General features: G+C 32.4%; 17 protein-coding genes. 11 read left to right on the forward strand and 6 right to left on the reverse strand.

What is annotated here, in order from left to right; genetic code table 11:
- The first annotated feature begins 1 nt into the window (after position 1).
- The 10 genes from EV143_RS10420 (at position 2) to EV143_RS10465 (ending at position 10,951) form a co-directional block, all read left to right on the forward strand.
- Entirely contained in the window at positions 2-1,681 is a 1,680-nt protein-coding gene (locus tag EV143_RS10420; RefSeq protein ID WP_133507872.1) for an MBOAT family O-acyltransferase, read from the forward strand.
- A gap of 240 nt (positions 1,682-1,921) precedes the next feature.
- Positions 1,922-3,274, forward strand: coding sequence for a signal recognition particle protein (ffh, locus tag EV143_RS10425; RefSeq protein WP_133507873.1), 1,353 nt, complete (start codon positions 1,922-1,924; stop codon positions 3,272-3,274).
- A 129-nt stretch (positions 3,275-3,403) separates the two neighbouring features.
- Positions 3,404-4,288 (forward strand): bifunctional 5,10-methylenetetrahydrofolate dehydrogenase/5,10-methenyltetrahydrofolate cyclohydrolase, encoded by an 885-nt coding sequence (locus EV143_RS10430; protein WP_133507874.1) that lies wholly within the window; start codon positions 3,404-3,406, stop codon positions 4,286-4,288.
- A 264-nt stretch (positions 4,289-4,552) separates the two neighbouring features.
- On the forward strand, positions 4,553-5,167 hold the full coding sequence (locus tag EV143_RS10435) for a hypothetical protein (protein WP_133507875.1): 615 nt from the start codon (positions 4,553-4,555) through the stop codon (positions 5,165-5,167).
- Positions 5,168-5,171: 4 nt separating this feature from the next.
- Positions 5,172-5,468 carry a winged helix-turn-helix domain-containing protein gene (locus EV143_RS10440; RefSeq protein WP_133507876.1) on the forward strand — a complete coding sequence of 99 codons (297 nt, stop codon included), beginning with the start codon at positions 5,172-5,174 and terminating at the stop codon, positions 5,466-5,468.
- A 51-nt stretch (positions 5,469-5,519) separates the two neighbouring features.
- Positions 5,520-6,914: a DUF4153 domain-containing protein gene (locus tag EV143_RS10445; protein WP_133507877.1), complete on the forward strand. Its 1,395-nt coding sequence runs from the start codon at positions 5,520-5,522 to the stop codon at positions 6,912-6,914.
- Positions 6,915-6,919: 5 nt separating this feature from the next.
- Entirely contained in the window at positions 6,920-7,624 is a 705-nt protein-coding gene (locus EV143_RS10450) for a hypothetical protein (RefSeq protein ID WP_133507878.1), read from the forward strand.
- A 250-nt stretch (positions 7,625-7,874) separates the two neighbouring features.
- Entirely contained in the window at positions 7,875-8,348 is a 474-nt protein-coding gene (locus EV143_RS10455; RefSeq protein WP_133507879.1) for a hypothetical protein, read from the forward strand.
- A 322-nt stretch (positions 8,349-8,670) separates the two neighbouring features.
- Complete coding sequence (locus EV143_RS10460) at positions 8,671-10,212, forward strand: tetratricopeptide repeat-containing sensor histidine kinase (RefSeq protein ID WP_243739839.1); 1,542 nt, start codon at positions 8,671-8,673, stop codon at positions 10,210-10,212.
- Positions 10,205-10,951 carry a LytR/AlgR family response regulator transcription factor gene (locus EV143_RS10465; RefSeq protein ID WP_133507881.1) on the forward strand — a complete coding sequence of 249 codons (747 nt, stop codon included), beginning with the start codon at positions 10,205-10,207 and terminating at the stop codon, positions 10,949-10,951. Before EV143_RS10460 ends, EV143_RS10465 begins: the two co-directional genes overlap by 8 nt.
- Positions 10,952-11,017: 66 nt before the next feature.
- On the opposite strand, the gene rluF is transcribed toward EV143_RS10465, so the two are convergent.
- From rluF to EV143_RS10480, 3 genes are all read right to left on the reverse strand, one after another.
- Positions 11,018-11,845 carry a 23S rRNA pseudouridine(2604) synthase RluF gene (rluF, locus tag EV143_RS10470; protein WP_133507882.1) on the reverse strand — a complete coding sequence of 276 codons (828 nt, stop codon included), beginning with the start codon at positions 11,843-11,845 and terminating at the stop codon, positions 11,018-11,020.
- A 277-nt stretch (positions 11,846-12,122) separates the two neighbouring features.
- Positions 12,123-12,467, reverse strand: a complete 345-nt coding sequence (locus EV143_RS10475) for an antibiotic biosynthesis monooxygenase family protein (protein ID WP_133507883.1) — start codon at positions 12,465-12,467, stop codon at positions 12,123-12,125.
- 11 nt (positions 12,468-12,478) lie between these two features.
- Positions 12,479-13,633: a cytochrome P450 gene (locus EV143_RS10480; RefSeq protein WP_133507884.1), complete on the reverse strand. Its 1,155-nt coding sequence runs from the start codon at positions 13,631-13,633 to the stop codon at positions 12,479-12,481.
- A gap of 73 nt (positions 13,634-13,706) precedes the next feature.
- On the opposite strand from EV143_RS10480, the gene EV143_RS10485 reads away from it, so the two are divergent.
- On the forward strand, positions 13,707-14,387 hold the full coding sequence (locus tag EV143_RS10485) for an ArsR/SmtB family transcription factor (protein WP_133507885.1): 681 nt from the start codon (positions 13,707-13,709) through the stop codon (positions 14,385-14,387).
- A 230-nt stretch (positions 14,388-14,617) separates the two neighbouring features.
- On the opposite strand, the gene EV143_RS10490 is transcribed toward EV143_RS10485, so the two are convergent.
- From EV143_RS10490 to EV143_RS10500, 3 genes are all read right to left on the reverse strand, one after another.
- Positions 14,618-15,469 (reverse strand): alpha/beta fold hydrolase, encoded by an 852-nt coding sequence (locus EV143_RS10490; protein ID WP_133507886.1) that lies wholly within the window; start codon positions 15,467-15,469, stop codon positions 14,618-14,620.
- A gap of 184 nt (positions 15,470-15,653) precedes the next feature.
- On the reverse strand, positions 15,654-16,433 hold the full coding sequence (locus EV143_RS10495; RefSeq protein WP_133507887.1) for a zinc ribbon domain-containing protein: 780 nt from the start codon (positions 16,431-16,433) through the stop codon (positions 15,654-15,656).
- Positions 16,434-16,436: 3 nt separating this feature from the next.
- Positions 16,437-17,531: a Nif3-like dinuclear metal center hexameric protein gene (locus EV143_RS10500; RefSeq protein ID WP_133507888.1), complete on the reverse strand. Its 1,095-nt coding sequence runs from the start codon at positions 17,529-17,531 to the stop codon at positions 16,437-16,439.
- Between the last annotated feature and the right edge of the window lie 82 nt (positions 17,532-17,613).

Here is a 17,613-nt window from a genome sequence, read left to right on the forward strand (position 1 = left end):
GTTGATAACAAATAATAGCATAAATGACTGGTTTGTTCAAAATTTTGGTACCATTACATCAGAGCAAGTCAAAAGTTGGTTCATTTATAATCCCGACGAAAAATTATTATTCAATACAGGATTATTTCTTGGATTGTTTCTCGTTTTCTATTTTGTATACGCCTTTTTGCGTAAAACATTTTATTTACGATTAACATACGTAATTCTGTTTTCGCTTTTCTTTTACTATAAGTCAAGCGGAATATACTTTCTGCTTTTATTACTCTCTTCCGTAGTAGATTATGGTTTGAGCCAGATTATCTATAGAGAAACGAGAGTCAATGCCAAGAAAATATATTTAGTTATAAGTGTCATCCTCAACTTAGGATTACTAGGCTATTTTAAATACATGAACTTTATGATTGTAACCTACAATGATATGTTCAATGGAAATTTCCAGCTTCATAATATTTTTCTTCCTGTCGGAATTTCGTTTTATACCTTTCAGTCGATGAGTTATATCATCGAGATTTACCGTGAAGAAATTAAACCAACAAAAAACTATATCGAATATTTATTTTTCGTTTCGTTTTTTCCGCAATTAGTGGCCGGACCAATCGTGCGTGCAAAAGATTTCCTGCCACAGATTTACCAAAAATTAAACCTGACCAAACAAGATGTAAACAATGCCTTGTTTCTAATTATTGGCGGATTAATTAAGAAAACCGTAATCTCAAATTATATCTCGATAAACTTTGTAGACCGCGTTTTTGATACGCCGATGAATTATACAGCATTCGAAAATTTAATGGCATCGTACGGATATGCCATCCAGATTTATTGCGATTTTTCAGGATATTCAGATATGGCAATCGGAATCGCTTTGTTGTTAGGATTCAAATTACCGGCCAACTTTAGAACACCCTACAAATCGGTTTCCATTACAGATTTCTGGAGAAGATGGCATATTTCATTATCAACCTGGTTAAAAGACTTTTTATATATTTCTATTGGAGGAAACAGAGAAGGAACATTCGCCGGATTTTTATTCCCAAGTTTATTCTTCTTCGGATTATTGCTTTGGGGAATTTCAAATGTAAATGTTAGTTTTATTCCATTAGGAATCGCAATTGGCGCAATCGCGGTTTTCTGTTTGACATTCTTACTTTCAAACAAAAAAAATCAAACGCTTGTAACCAATTTCAATTTGTTTACCACAATGCTTTTGGGAGGATTATGGCATGGCGCAGGAGCGCAGTTTATAATCTGGGGAGCACTACACGGATTAGCTTTGGCAGTTCATAAAATGTTCATGGAACTTTTTCCTTCCAAAAAAGAAGGTTCTAATTTCTTATGGAAATTCTTTTCAATCCTAATAACATTTCATTTCGTGGTTTTCTGCTGGATCTTTTTCCGCGCCAGAGATTTCGAAACAGCCTTGCAGGTAATCAACAATATTGGTCAGTTAACATTCGAACCGGAACAATGGAAAGTTATTGTTTTAGGATACAAAAATGTATTTTTATTAATGCTGTTTGGTTACGTTTGGCATTTCTTGCCAGAAGTTATTACCGGCAAAATGAAATTCGTTTTTGATAAAACACCATTAATAGGTAAAGCAATAATTCTCGGTTTTGTTTACTGGATCGTTTACGCTACTGCAGTGGCAGGTTCACAGCCGTTTATTTATTTCCAGTTTTAAGATAGGTTCATAGCTACAAAGTCACAAAGGCGCAAAGGTTTATTCTTTTGCGCTTTTTTTTCTTGCAGATCTAGCTGATTTTTTCATACCCGGTCTAAAAAAGTAATCTCTTAATCTGCTAAATCTGCGAGAGACAAAAAACTTTGTGCCTTAGTGTCTTCGTGGTAAAATTGCACTTAAATAAATATTGCCTGAAATGTCTAATTAGATTATCTTTGCACTTCAAATAAAGAAAATAGTATGTTTGATAATTTAAGTGATAAGTTAGATAAAGCCTTCCATATATTAAAAGGGCACGGTAAAATTACAGAAGTAAACGTTGCCGATACCTTAAAAGAAGTTCGTCGTGCCTTGCTTGATGCCGATGTTAACTTTAAAATTGCTAAAGATTTTACAACCAAAGTAAAAGAAAAAGCAATTGGTCAGGACGTTTTAACTACGCTTCAGCCAGGACAATTATTGGTGAAGCTGGTAAAAGACGAGTTGACAGAATTAATGGGTGGCGATGTTGCAGGAATTAATCTTTCTGGAACTCCTTCAGTTATTTTAATGTCAGGATTGCAAGGTTCTGGTAAAACAACTTTCTCAGGAAAATTAGCTAATTTTCTAAAAACAAAGAAAAACAAAAAACCACTTCTTGTAGCGTGTGATATCTACCGTCCTGCGGCGATAAACCAGTTGCATGTTGTTGGAGATCAAATAGGTGTTGAGGTTTACTCAGAGCCGGAAAACAAAAATCCTGTCGAAATTGCCCAAAACGCAATCAAACATGCAAAAGCAAACGGTTTCAATGTTGTAATTGTCGATACTGCTGGTCGTTTGGCAGTAGACAAAGAAATGATGGATGAAATTGCACGTGTTCACAAAGCAATTCAGCCACAGGAAACATTGTTCGTTGTTGATGCAATGACAGGACAAGATGCTGTAAATACAGCAAAAGCCTTCAACGATATCCTGAACTTTGATGGAGTTATTTTAACAAAATTAGATGGTGATACACGTGGTGGAGCTGCAATTTCGATTAAAACGGTTGTAAACAAACCAATCAAATTTGTGGGTACAGGCGAAAAGATGGAAGCAATTGATGTTTTCTATCCAGATCGTATGGCTGAGCGTATTTTGGGTATGGGTGACGTTGTGTCGCTTGTAGAAAGAGCACAAGAACAATTTGATGAAGAAGAAGCCAGAAAACTTCAAAAGAAAATCGCTAAAAACGAATTTGGTTTTGATGATTTCTTAACCCAAATTCAACAAGTAAAGAAAATGGGTAATATGAAGGATTTGGTTGGAATGATACCAGGAGCTTCAAAAGCCATGAAAGATGTAGAAATAGAAGATGATGCTTTCAAACATATCGAAGCCATCATTCACTCGATGACGCCAATCGAAAGAAGCAAACCTGCCATAATCGACGTAAAAAGGAAAGCCAGAATCGCTAAAGGTTCAGGAACCAAAGTCGAGCAAGTAAATCAGTTGATGAAGCAGTTTGACCAAATGAGCAAGATGATGAAAATGATGCAAGGTCCGGGCGGAAAAAACCTGATGAAAATGATGGGAGGCATGAAAGGAATGCCAGGCGGAATGCCGAGATAAAGAAAAATTTGTTTAAGGTTTAAAGTTTCAAGTTACTTGGAATTTTAGACCTTAAATTTTATAACTATATTAATAATAGAGAAGCAGTTAACTTCTCACTTTTAACTCAAAACATTTAACTTAAAAGAAATGCAACTACTAGACGGTAAAAAAACAGCTGAAGACATTAAAAACGAAATCGCGGCCGAAGTTCAATCGATAAAAGATGCAGGAGGAAAAGTGCCTCATTTAGCAGCAGTAATCGTAGGAACAAACGGAGCAAGTTTAACTTACGTAGGAAGTAAAGTAAAATCTTGCCAGCAAATTGGCTTTGATTCAACTTTAGTAAGTTTACCGGAAGATATTACCGAAGAAGCCTTGTTAGCTAAAATTAAAGAGTTGAACGAAGATGATGATCTTGACGGATTTATCGTTCAGTTACCGTTGCCAAAACATATCGACGAGCAAAAAATATTATTAGCAATCGATCCTGATAAAGACGTAGACGGATTTCATCCAACAAACTTTGGAAGAATGGCGCTTGAAATGGAAAGTTTCATTCCTGCAACACCATTCGGAATCATGCAGTTATTAGAACGTTACAACGTAGAAACTGCCGGAAAACATACTGTAGTTATCGGAAGAAGCCATATCGTGGGCCGACCAATGAGTATTTTAATGAGCTGTAAAGGAAATCCCGGAGATTCAACCGTTACGCTAACACATAGCCGTACTAAAAACTTAGCAGAATTTACTAAAAACGCAGATATTATCATTACCGCTTTAGGAGTTCCTGAATTTTTAAAAGGAGATATGGTTAAAGACGGAGTTGTAATCGTAGATGTTGGAATCACTCGCGTAGAAGACGCTTCAAACCCAAAAGGTTATGTTATAAAAGGCGATGTCGATTTTGATGAAGTAAGCAAAAAATCATCATTCATAACCCCAGTTCCTGGTGGAGTAGGACCAATGACAATTGCAATGTTACTTAAAAACACGCTTTTAGCCCGCAAAATGAGAAGCGCCAAAAAATAAGTTTACAATAAAATTATAAGCAAAGCCCATTCAAACGAGTGGGCTTTTGTTGTTTATAATACGGTCGGGCTATCCATGCTACTTCGGTAGCTTATTGCTATCCCTCACGCAATTTATAGTCAATAAAACATATCATTTCTGCAATCCCGAAGCTTCGGAACAAAGCCTTGCAGGTATATTTTCAACATCAAAAAAAAATAAATGATGATTTTTATTTGTCAATTCAAAATAAAACATAACTTTGTACTTCAAAGCACTTTAATTATGAATCAGAAGCATCAGGAAGATTTAGCACACATTCGCTCAATGATGGAGCGTTCTTCAAGATTTATATCGCTAAGCGGACTTTCAGGAGTTTTCGCTGGCTTATCGGCATTAATTGGTGGCTTATATGTTTATCAGTTGTTTAGAAAAAACGGTGTTGATTACTTCAATGATCAACATATACTATATTCTGCTAATCTGGTTTCAGAATTGATTGTCACTGGGGTTCTCATTTTATTATTTGCTTTAACTTTTGGAATATTTTTTACGCTTAGAAAAAGCAAAAAGGATAATTTGCCAGTCTGGACAACCGCTACAAAAAACATGCTTTTTAATCTGGCTGTTCCTTTAACTGCAGGTGGTGTTTTTTGTCTGGCACTTTTATATCATCAAATATATGTTCTTGTGGCCCCGGCAACTTTAATATTTTATGGATTAGCACTTGTCAATGCAGAAAAGTATACATTTTCTGATGTCAAATATCTAGGCTTTTGCCAATTGATATTAGGCTTTGTTTCTCTTTTCTTTTTAGGATATGGTTTGATTTTTTGGATTCTGGGTTTTGGAATTTTACATATCTTATACGGATTAGTAATGTTCAAAAAATACAAATAGACCAATGGGAATCATTGATAAACTAAATAAAGATTTTGAAAGCCGTGTCAGATTGGGAATTATGTCCATTCTGATGGTCAACGATTGGGTAGATTTTACCGAGATGAAAACACTATTAAACATCACCGACGGTAATTTAGCAAGTCATTCCTCGGCACTTGAAAAATCTGAATATATTGAAGTAAAAAAAGAATTCGTGGGCAAAAAGCCTAAAACATCTTACAGAGTGACCAATAGAGGACGCGCGGCCTTTAACGAACACTTATCGAGTCTTGAAAAATTAATGAAATCTAACAAGTAAAATTTTTTATCCAAATACTTTGAAATGCAAAGTACTTTTAAATTTAAAATCATGAAAAAACATCATTTAATTCTGGCATGCAGTTTAATATTTACACTGCTTTTTTACAAAGAGTCAATAGGAGTAAACCTCGCTATTTTTGGATTAGTCATAACAGGCCTAATCTGTTATTTCTTTCAGGATCGGTTTATCGACCGTACACATTTGATTTTGGTTGTCACATCCGTTTTATCTTGCTTTGCTTTTGCCTGGTATGGAGATTTTGCTTCCTTTTTAGCCTTGGCACTATCAGTTCTCTTTCTGCAATTTAAAACGCAGGATTATAAACTCAAAATCATACAAGTTTTTCCACTAGTATTTCTCAACGGAATAACTTCATTAGGCCGCGTTCTTATGTTTAATCAATGGCTTCCGGAAAAGAAAATTAGCAATGATTTTACTAAAAAGCTGATTGCCTATTTTATCATTCCGGCAGTATTCTTGTTTTTCTTTTTTATAGTGTATTCTTTTGGAAGTGAACATTTTTCATCTCTATTTACAGATTATACCTTAGACATTGATATTGTGTCATTACTATTAATAAGTCTTTTAGGCTTTTATATTTCTTTCAGTTTCTGGAATTATTGGGTTCCCGAGGTTTGTTATGATAAAAATGAATTGCTCGATAATGATTTCAAAAATGTAGACGAAGTTAAAAATCAAAATACATTTTCATTTCTTGATCTTGATTTTGAAAGAAAAAGTGGCGAAATCACCTTGTTATTATTGAATTTAATGCTTTTGGTTTTTGTAGTGACATATAACTACGAGCAATTTTTTGAAGTAATCGAAGTTCAGGCTTCTAAATTAAGCGCCGACACTCACGAAAGAGTAAATTCAGTAATTTTTTCTACCCTAATGGCGGTGGGTGTCATCCTATTTTATTTTAAAGGTGGATTTAATTTTGATAAAAAAGCCACAACACTAAAAAAGTTGGCCAAAATATGGATTTTCTTAAATGGAGTTTTGATCATAAGTACGATCGTTAAAAATTCAGAATACGTATCGTTTTTCGGATTAACCTATAAAAGACTTGGCGTTTATGCCTTTCTGATTTTGGCGATTATAGGTTTGGTTTACGCCTTTTTGAAAATTACCAAACAAAAAACAAACGCTTATCTCTTTAATCAGATGATCTGGTATTTTTATGGAACCGTTCTTTTGTGCAGTTTCGTGAATTGGGGAAATCTAATTACAACCTATAATATCTCGGTAAATAAAGGAGTCGAGCCAAAATTTTTAAGCGGATTAAATTTCAATGATGAAGCGCGTCGGGAATATTTCTTACGTAATAATCTAGACGGGAAATACCAGGAAAGTTCAAGGGAAGAAGAAATTGCACAGTATAAAAATCAGACGATTTTATCTAAAGTTTTATATTATGAATATATAAATGATAAAAAGTAGTTGATATGAAAATCATAATGTTTTTAATACTATCCTATTTTTTGCCAATCAATTTATATCCGCAAAAATTAGAATATCGTAATGTTGATTATTATTTTGATATGGTTGAAAAATTAGAAATCGACAAACTTAAAAAAGAAGGTATAATTGACAAAAATTTAAATGTTACTAAAAAATACAAAAATATCGGTAAGAATGAATTAAATGACAAAGGACAAAGCAAGTATTTTGATGTGAAAATCAATATTCTAAAATTTGTTTTTAAAGATTATCTATACCAACAACATTTAGAATATAAACAAGATGTTTATGTTCTATACTTTTCAATGGCCGGATTTGATGATACAGAATGGTGTATAATAAAATGGAGAAAAGATAAATGGAATTATCAAGACAAGATTGATAAAAAGTTAGTTAATATGCAAAGGGACAATAGAGGAGAAAATAAAAATTTAGATTTTAGTTTTATTTGTTTCAACTATGATGAAGGACCGAAAAATTTAGATAGGGTAATAATTTTTATTAAAAACAATTATTTAGTTATGGAACGTGGTGGTCTTTATCATTCTTTGTTTGATTTAAAAAACAATAAGCTTTTAATTAATGAGGATTCTCCATTTACTAAAAGTAATACGGATAATAAAGAGGAGATGAACCTTTGGATAAAAGAAAATGTTCATGATAAAATTTTAAAAATTATCAATCAATAGGAAAAAATCCCATTCAGTTTTTGAATGGGATTTTTTTGTTTTTTAAATTAATGTAAGTCAATATTTATAAGTAGTTCAGACAAGTAATTGTTAATTAATATACTTATTACAAAGCGTTAAAACTTATTAAGAAATTGTTTACTATATTTGATTCTTTGAAATTTTAAAGTTTTATTTGTTTTTAATTGAATAAAACGAAATTTTTCTTAAAAACATAATTAATTATTAACTCTAACCTAATATCAAACCTATGACAAAAATTACCCTTAATGTGAATAAAGAAAATATTGACCCACCAGGATTTGCACTTTCAGAAAAAGATATAGTTTGTCCACAAGTTGGCAGTGTTTCATTTCCTAAAAGAAAATCCGTTGGTATTTTAGCTCCTTATGTAGAAGCCTATTATGATTCTAAGAAGAATATTTTAACAGCAAAAGCAGTTGTATATGTAGATTTGACTGCAGAAAACATAGATTTCAAATGTAGAGTTTTTCAAAACTGTTATATAGATATGGATGGAAATGCACAATTGCAATTTTTTATAGCTTACGACACTCCTGAGAAAGTTTCAAAAGATTTTACTATTCACGAAATTTCGTTTGAAGCAAATAAAGATTATTTTAAAGGACAGTTTGCAAATGTAAAAACAATTCAAACGTTCCTTTGGGATATAGATCCTGAAACTTCAAGAGGTACTGAGACTACTGTTCAGCATGGAGGATAGTATTATGTTATAGCAAAATTTTAAAAATTAGAATATAGTCTTTAAAAAAAGATTAAGAAAAATATATACTAGCAAAGTTCTGCTAGTATATATTTATAACAATTAAATCTATAAATAAAGAATGCTTAATATTAAATTATTATTTTTTTTTTCATTGTTATTTAATTCATTTTTTATCTTCTCACAAGAAAATATTCAGAAAAATAATTTGTTTAAGAATGAAATAAAAAAGACTGTAAATAAATTCGAAAAGGAGGCTAATTTTAATAAAGCAGCATCATTTTTTATAGAAAAAAACTGGGATTCAACGTTAGTTTATTCTATGAAGCAAATTGCTTTAACCAAAAATATTAAACTTTTAGATTATTGCCATTATTTTCGAGGAATCAGTTTCAGAGAAAAAAACCTTATAAATGAATCTAAAAATGAATTTGAAAAAATTTCTAATTTTTTTCAATTTAACTATAAAGTAAAAAATAATCTTGGCGAAATTGCATTAGAACAAAATAAATTTAAACAAGCCTTAAAATATTTTTACCAAATAGAAATATTGTCCAACAGAGAAATTTATGATTTAAAAAGAAGTACCATTCTTCATAATATAGGATTATGCCATTTGCATTTGCAAGACTTCAATCAATCAGAAAAATATCTGTTTAAAAGTTCAAAATTACAAGAAACACAAAAAGATACAGTATTACTCATTGGATCCTATATGGATCTAGCGAATTTATATTATACACAATTCAAAGACAGCGAAGCAATTCCTTATTTTGAAAAGGCATATAATTTATCCAAAAAAGTAAAGTCGTTTGATTTAAAAAGAGCAGCAGCCAAAAATATGGCAGCAGTGGAAGAGAATAGAAAAAATTTCAAACTTGCTCTAGAATACCGAAAAGAATACGAAACCTGGAAAGATTCTCTAAACGATCAAAATAAAGTTTGGGCAATTGCAGATCTGGAAAAGAAGTTTGCCGTAAAACAAAAACAAAAAGAAGTAGACGTTCTTGCAGCCGAGAATAAAGTAAAAATAGCCGAAAGAAATGGATTTATCCTTGCTTCAGTTTTGCTTTTAATATTGTTTGGAACCGGAGTTTATTTTTACAGACAAAAAATTAAAAACAATAAAATTATTCTGGCTCAGAAAAACGAGCTCGACGAACTAAATGCTACAAAAGATAAATTGTTTTCTATCGTAAGTCACGATTTGCGATCATCAGTAAATGCTTTAAAAACAAGTAACGGTAAACTGATAGAGAATCTTAAAAGTAAAAATTTTAACGAACTCGATGTTTTACTTCATAACAATAGTGATATTGCCAATGGAGCTTATAATTTGTTAGACAACCTGCTTAATTGGGCTTTGCTGCAAACCAAACAAGCTTATTTTTATCAGGAATCGCTTCATCTGGCTTCGATCGTACAACATGTAGAATACAATTATAAACCGTTGATGTTAAACAAAAGCATCAATTATAAAAACAATGTTGCTGCTTCTGATTATGTTTTTGCCGATATGGATTCCCTCAAAATAATTATCAGAAATCTATTAGACAATGCCATTAAATTCTCTCAGGAAAACGGAACAATCTCAATTTATACCAGACCTTCAGCAGATGATTTTTGTTATTTAGTGATTGAAGATACGGGATCCGGAATGAATGCTGCAACAAAAAAGGAATTATTAAAAGATACCGTTTTGCTTTCGAAAAAGAAAAATGACGAAAATATAGGAACCGGATTAGGAATGCAATTGTGCAAAAGTATGATTCATAAAAATGGCGGCAGACTTGATATCGAAAGTGAAGAAAATGTTGGAACAAAAATAATTATAGCATTACAAAAGATTAAAAATCATGGATAATATTAATGTACTTATTATCGAGGATACGGCCAGCGAAAGCGATGCGCTCGTAAAAGTGCTTACCGAAAATAATTACAATATTGTTGGAATTGCTCCAACGTATACCGAAGCCTTACAACTATTTTATCAAAACAACATTGATATTGTTGTTATTGATGTTTTTCTGGACGGAAAACCGGACGGAATTACCTTTGCAGAAACCATAAATATTGTTCCGAACAGTGTAAAACCTTTTGTTTTTTTGACCAGCTCGAAAGACCGCCAAATTTTTGAAAGAGCAAAACTGACCAAACCTTTCAGCTTTTTAATGAAACCTTTCAATGAACTTGAAATTTTGTACGCGCTCGAAATGGCCGTTGAAAAGTTTTACGAACAAACCAATGTTTTTCACAGCGTAGATCAAAATACTGTTGTAAGTAGCGATTCGCTTTTTATCAAAAAAAATAAAGCTCTAAAAAAAGTTCGAATTGAAGATATTGTTTACATAGAAGTAGAAGATCGTTATTGTAATATAGTTACGGATGTTGAGAAATTCGTAATTCTAATTTCATTAACCAAAATTATTCAGCTTCTTGATGCGACTAAATTTTGTCAGACACATCGAAACTATATCGTCAACATCAGTAAAATAGAAGAAATCATTGTCAATGATAATCTCGTCATTTTAAAAGGAAATCACAAAGTAACCTTAAGTGATAAATACAAAGACTTCGTAAAAAACTTTCGCATATTACGCTAGCAAAGCTCAGTTTATAAATGCTTTTATAAAAAAACCTTCACATTGTGAAGGTTTTTTTATTATGATCTAATAATCTCCTTTTTTCTTAAATCGAGGATCATCTTTTGATATGAATTCTGTTCTTCGTTTTGTTCCTGTTGTAGCTGTTGTTTCAACCTTTGGTAAACTTGCTTCTTCGGTTTTGCTAGATGGCTCAATTAAATGATTCAATTCTTTAATTTCAGCATCTGTCAAATCACGGTAACGCCCAACCGGAATATCCAATGAAATATTAATAATTCTAATACGTTTCAAAGCCGTTACATCATAACCCAAATATTCGGTCATACGACGAATTTGGCGATTTAAACCTTGCGTCAGAATAATTTTGAAAGTAAATTGGCTAATTTGCTCTACTTTACATTTTCGGGTAACCGTGTCCAGAATCGGAACACCATTTCCCATTCGCTGTATAAAACGTTCTGTAATAGGTTTATTTACCGTAACTGTATATTCTTTTTCGTGGTTGTTTCTGGCGCGCAAAATCTTATTTACAATATCACCGTCATTGGTCATAAAAATTAAGCCTTCACTCGCTTTATCCAATCTTCCGATAGGAAAAATACGTTTTGGGTAATTAATATAATCAATAATATTATTTCGAACTTCTAAGTTAGTTGTACATTCAATTCCAACCGGTTTGTTGAACGCTAAATACACTAATTTTTCGTGTTTCTCTACAATCAATTTTCCGTCAATGCGCACTTCATCATCTGGCGAAACCTTAGTTCCCATTTCAGGCACAACGCCATTTATTGTTACGCGTCCTTCTTCAATCAATTTATCGGCTTCACGACGAGAACAATAGCCGGTTTCTCCAATAAATTTATTCAGACGTTTTAAATTCTCTTCCATACTGCAAAAGTAGGTAAAATTTAGATTTGTTAGATCTTTAGATTTTAGACTTCTTAGATTTTACACAATCTTGTCATTCCGAGGAACGAGGAATCTCCGCAAGAAACTCCGGATAGTAAATCACTAATCATTGTCGAGCTACTAACGGAGATCCTTCGTTCTTCAGGATGACAAGCATAAGATAACTTTATCTATAAATTAAAATCTAAAAAAAACTTAGCTACTTAGCAACTAAAAAAACCTTTGTCCCTCTGAACCTTTGCGACTTTGCACCTAATTATTGATGAAATGAAGAACTATCTTCCGGAGTTTGATCCCGATCAAACATTCCGTAATCGCGAACGACAGTAGCAATTCTTAAATGATAATCTTTAAAGATTTCGTTTCGGCCTTTCGATTGTGCTTGGCGGTGCATTTCGAGATTTCGCCATTGCTGAATACTTTCTTCATCTTTCCAAAAAGACAAAGACAATACTTTTTCAGGATTGCTAAAACTCTGAAAGCGTTCTATTGAGATAAATCCTTCAATATTATTTAATTCCGGTCGCAAATTGGCAGCGATATCCAAATATTCTTCTTTTTTTCCTTCGTTCGGAATGACTTCAAAAATTACAGCTATCATAGTTTTGTGTTTTAATTTGTTATTGAGATCCAGATGTTTTTTGGCAATCGGGCATTAATCAGAGGTTCATATTCAATATTATTTTCTAAGATTTTTATCGTTTTATATTCATGAAATAAAAACCATAAAGCTTCTGTAGCCAAATGAATAGAGAAATGTTTTGCCAGGCACAAATGACCGCCAATTCCGAAAGTTAGATTTTCAAAATTGTTTTCTCTTTCGATGTCATAACTTATTGCATTTTCGAATTTTTCAGGATCACGATTTGCCGATGCAAGAACAATTAATATGGAATCGTTTTTTTTAATAAGGCTTTCGCCGATATGAAAATCTTCAGCAGCAATTCTTCTGGTATTATGAATTGGAGGATCAAATCGCAAAGTTTCAATAATCGATTTTTGTATTTCAATTTTATTAGAAAAAGTTTTATTACTCAGAATTTGTAATAACGAATTACTCAAAAGTCCTCTTCCGGCATCAAAACTCTGAATAAACAAACCGATTAAATTACTAACGACAACTGGAATAATTTTATCAATTGAAATTTGATGTTCTTCTGAAATTTTAATCAATAAAGAATTGTAAAAAGATAAGGAAGAGAGGTGTTTTTCGACTACAGAATATATTTTTTCTGAAACTTCATTTATAAAATTTACCTGATCTTCTGTTTTCTTCGGAAGCATTATTTTGACAAAAGATTCTATTTTCTCCGAAATAAAATCACAATCGATTTCTTTAAAACCAAAACTTTTTAAAACAACCAGAACTGGTAATTTTTTGCAAACTGAATTTACCCAATCAATTTTATCTTTTACTAAATTATCTTCTATTAACTGAGAAATGATTTTATTTATGTCGACTGATCTCATGTTTGAGAATAACAACATTGCAATTTCTTTGGAAATCTTATGTTGAATTCCATTCGATAATCGCGTTAAATGAGTTAGAATTTCTAATGCCTGTTTGTTGAGTTTTTGTTCGTTGTTTGGATTTATTAACGGAATCTCAAATTTGTTGTTTTTTAGAATTGAAACACAATCGTTATAAGAATATATTGCCCATATTTTGTTAGTTTCATCCCAATAAACAGGATTTTTTTCTAACATAATTTTATATGTCGAATAAGGATCGGGAATATCAGATTGAAGGAATAAAGTAGAGGTCATGTTGAATGTTTTTAGCAAAGTTATTTAACTTTACAAATCAATAGTTCATTCTACATTTAACTATAAATACCAAATGGAAGATCAATTTGTAAAAACGGCAACATTAATTGGAGATCCAACGCGAGCCTCAATTTTGTGGACTTTGTTAGACGGAAGAGCTTTTACGGCAACAGAACTTGCTGTTGTTGCTCAGACATCGCCACAAAGCATAAGCATGCATTTAGCGAAACTTCTCGATGCCAATTTTCTTTCTGTTGAAAAACAAGGACGTCATAAATATTACAGATTTTCAAACAAAGAAGTGGCGTATGCGGTCGAAGCAATGGCAAACCTTGTTCCGAAAAGTGAAATTTCTTCCCTAAAGAAAACTGAAAATTATCCTCCAATAAAATTCTGCAGAACCTGTTACGATCATTTGGCTGGAAAAATTGGTGTCGCCTTAACCGATAGTTTATTGCAGCAAAAAATAATTGTTGAAAATGAAAATACTTTTGAAATAAGTCCTCAAGGCGAAAAATGGTTCTCCAATTTTGGAATTGATATTGAAGAAGCTCAAAAACAAAAAAGAATATTCTTAAAACCGTGTCTCGACTGGAGTGAAAGAAGAAATCACATCGCAGGTTCGATAGGAGCATTGCTTTTAAATAAAATGATAAAAGAAGACTGGCTCAGAAAAAACACAAACTCAAGAGCAATAACAATAACCGGAAAAGGAGAAAAAGAATTATTGAAGTATTTTAAGATTGTTGTTTAGACAGCTTAGACTTCTTAGATTGTTAGAATTTTAGATTTTAGATTTTAGATTTTAGATTTTCCACAAAATATGTCATTCCGAGGAACGAGGAATCTCCGCAAGAAACTCCGTTCCTAAAATCACCAATCTTTGTCGAGCTACTTGCGGACATTCCTCGTTCCTCGGAATGACAAAAATACAGTTGCAATGGGAAAAACCTTTGTTCCTCTGAGCCTCTGCACCTTTGAACCTTACTTAGAAAACAAAAACTCTATCACTTTCTCATACAATTCATCATCATGCATTCCGTGACCTAAACCTTTAGTTTCTATAAACTGACTGTTTTTCCAATTGCTGGCGATTTTTTTACCTTCTTCAAAAGCAACCACATTATCTGAAGTATCGTGTGCAATAAAACCATCTACATTAAATTCTGAAGCAAATCTTTGTGCGGAGAAATCTTCAATTTTAAAATTGAAGTGTGTTAAAAATCGACTTTCTAAAAGTGAAAACATTTTGGTATTTAAACTCAACATCGAAATATAATTATCGATCAACGTTTTTAAATCTGAAGGCGCACCCAGAATTACCATTTTATTGATACTTGTATTTGGGAATAAATATTGATGATAAACACAGGCTGCACCACCAATCGAATGTCCGATAATAATTGTAGGCTGATATTTTTCTACGGCTTTATTGATGAATTCAGCATAAAGCGGAATATTAAATTCTTTTCCGCTGCTTTGACCATGAGCGGGCGCATCAATAGCAATAATGGTACTTCCTGATTTTTGAAGATGAGGTAAGGTTTTTTTCCAGCGCGAAGCATTGCTTTCCCAACCGTGAACGAGTAAAATTTTGGTTTCGTTACCTTTCCAGACATACGTCTGAAAATGATGATCGTTATGGTGAAACGTCTCTGTTTCTGTATTTCTTAATATTTTAGGTAAACTGTCTTTTTGAAGTCTTCCAATTCTGGGCTGACTAAAAAGTGCGTAAGAAAGTGCTACAGCTTTTTGCGGACGAACATAACTTAAAAAGTTGATATATTGTCCAACGGATTTTAATGTAATGAAACGAATTCCTTTTTTAATTCCCAAAACTTAAATTTTTTCTAAAGGTAAAAAATGTTTTGCCACTGATTAAAATGATTTTCACAGATTAGTAAAAAGTTTCGCCACGAATTTCACGAATTAGCCCGAATTAATTAGTGGGAATTCGTGAAATTAGTGGCGAAAAATAATGACAAAAAAAAAGTCCCGATTAAATCGGGACAATTTGTTATTAGAATTTAGAGAACAACTGTTTCATTTTTTCTTTTTCTTCTTCAGCTAATGCGCTGTCGACCAAAATTCTTCCAGAGTGCTCATCAGTAATGATTTTCTTTCTTGAAGCAATTTCAACCTGAGTTTGTGGTGGAATTGTAAAGAATGATCCTGCAGAAGCTCCTCTTTCGATAGAAACAACCGCTAAACCGTTACGTACACTACTTCTGATTCTGTTGTAAGCAGCTAATAATCTTTCTTCAATCTGACCTGAAAATTCAGCTGATTTCTCAGATAAGAAGATTTCTTCTTTTTGAGTCTCAGACATAATCGCATCTAATTCAGATTTTTTATGTTTTAAGTGAGAACTTTTAGCGTCAAGTTTTTCTTTTAAGTTAGAAATAACTTCTTTTTTATGTTCGATAGAAGCTTTCATTTCTTTGATTTGCTTTTCAGCCAATTGAATTTCTAATTCCTGAAACTCAACCTCTTTAGTCAAAGAATTAAATTCTCTGTTATTACGAACTGATTCTTGTTGTTTTGTGTATTTTTTGATAACCTCTTTGTGCTCATCAATCGCATTTTTCTTCGATTTGATAAGATCCTCAATCACTTCAAGTTCACTTTTCAGTTTCTCTGAACGAGTGCTCAAACCTGCAACTTCATCTTCTAAATCTTCCACTTCTAAAGGAAGTTCTCCTCTAACGTTTCTGATTTCGTCAATTCTAGAGTCAATAAGCTGTAAATCGTATATTGCTCTTAACTTGTCCTCAACACTTAATTCTTTCGTATTCGCCATATTCTATAAGTACTTAACTGGATTTGTATTTTCTTCTGATAAAATGATTGCAAAATTAAGGATTTTTTTTCGAAGATAATCAACAATATAGTTTTTTGTATAGTGTTCGCTCTCAAAATGACCAATATCGGCTAAAAGTAACTTGTTTTCGGCTTCATAAAACTGATGGTATTTTAAATCGGCTGTCAAAAAAGCATCGGCTCCGGCCATAATTGCATTTTTTATAGCAAAACTTCCTGAACCTCCCAAAACGGCAACTTTCTTTATTTTTTTTCCTGTAAAGGCCGAATGGCGAATTCCGTCAGCGATCATTTTGTCTTTTACGAAATGTAAAAAGTCTTTTTCATCCATTTCAGTTTCAAACTCACCAACCATTCCTAAACCAATATTTTGATGCTGGTTTTGCAAATCGTAAATTTCATAAGCTACTTCTTCATAAATATGATTCGCAAAAAGTGCTTTTAAAATTCTGGATTGCAAATGTTTTTCAAACGTAACTTCTATTTTTATTTCTTCGGTTTCAGTCAATTCATGACGTTCTCCAATAACAGGATTGCTTTCAGAATTCCCTTTATAGGTTCCGATTCCATTTGAGTTAAAACTGCAATTGTCATAATTGCCAATTGTTCCCGCGCCGGCATCAAACAAAGCCTGACGTACTTTTTGAGCATTTTCAGGAACGGTATAAGTCACCAATTTTTGAATAAAATTTTGCTTAGGAATTAAAACTTTTGTATTGATTAAGCCTAAAGCATCACAAAATATTTTATTTACTCCAGTAGAATGATTGTCCAGAGCCGTGTGAACTGCATAAATAGCAATATCATTTTTGATAGCTTTTAGAATTGCGCGCTCGACATAATTTTTACCCGTAATTTTTTTAATTCCTGAGAATAAAATCGGGTGAAAACAAACTACCAAATTGCAGTTTTTTGCAATCGCTTCTTCGATTACATTTTCTAAAGCATCATGACAAACCAAAACTCCGGTGCTTTCTGTTTCAGTATTTCCAAATAAAAGTCCGACATTGTCAAAATCTTCGGCGTAAGCTAGAGGAGCCATTTCTTCGAGAACTGCTAATATATCTTTGATTTTCATTTTTTACTTTTTGTTTCACGTTTCAGGTTTTGTTTGTTTCAGGTTTCATGCTGATATGGAAACGTGAATAAATTCATAAAAC

The sequence above is a fragment of the Flavobacterium chryseum genome, from assembly GCF_004362015.1.
Lineage (GTDB): Bacteria > Bacteroidota > Bacteroidia > Flavobacteriales > Flavobacteriaceae > Flavobacterium.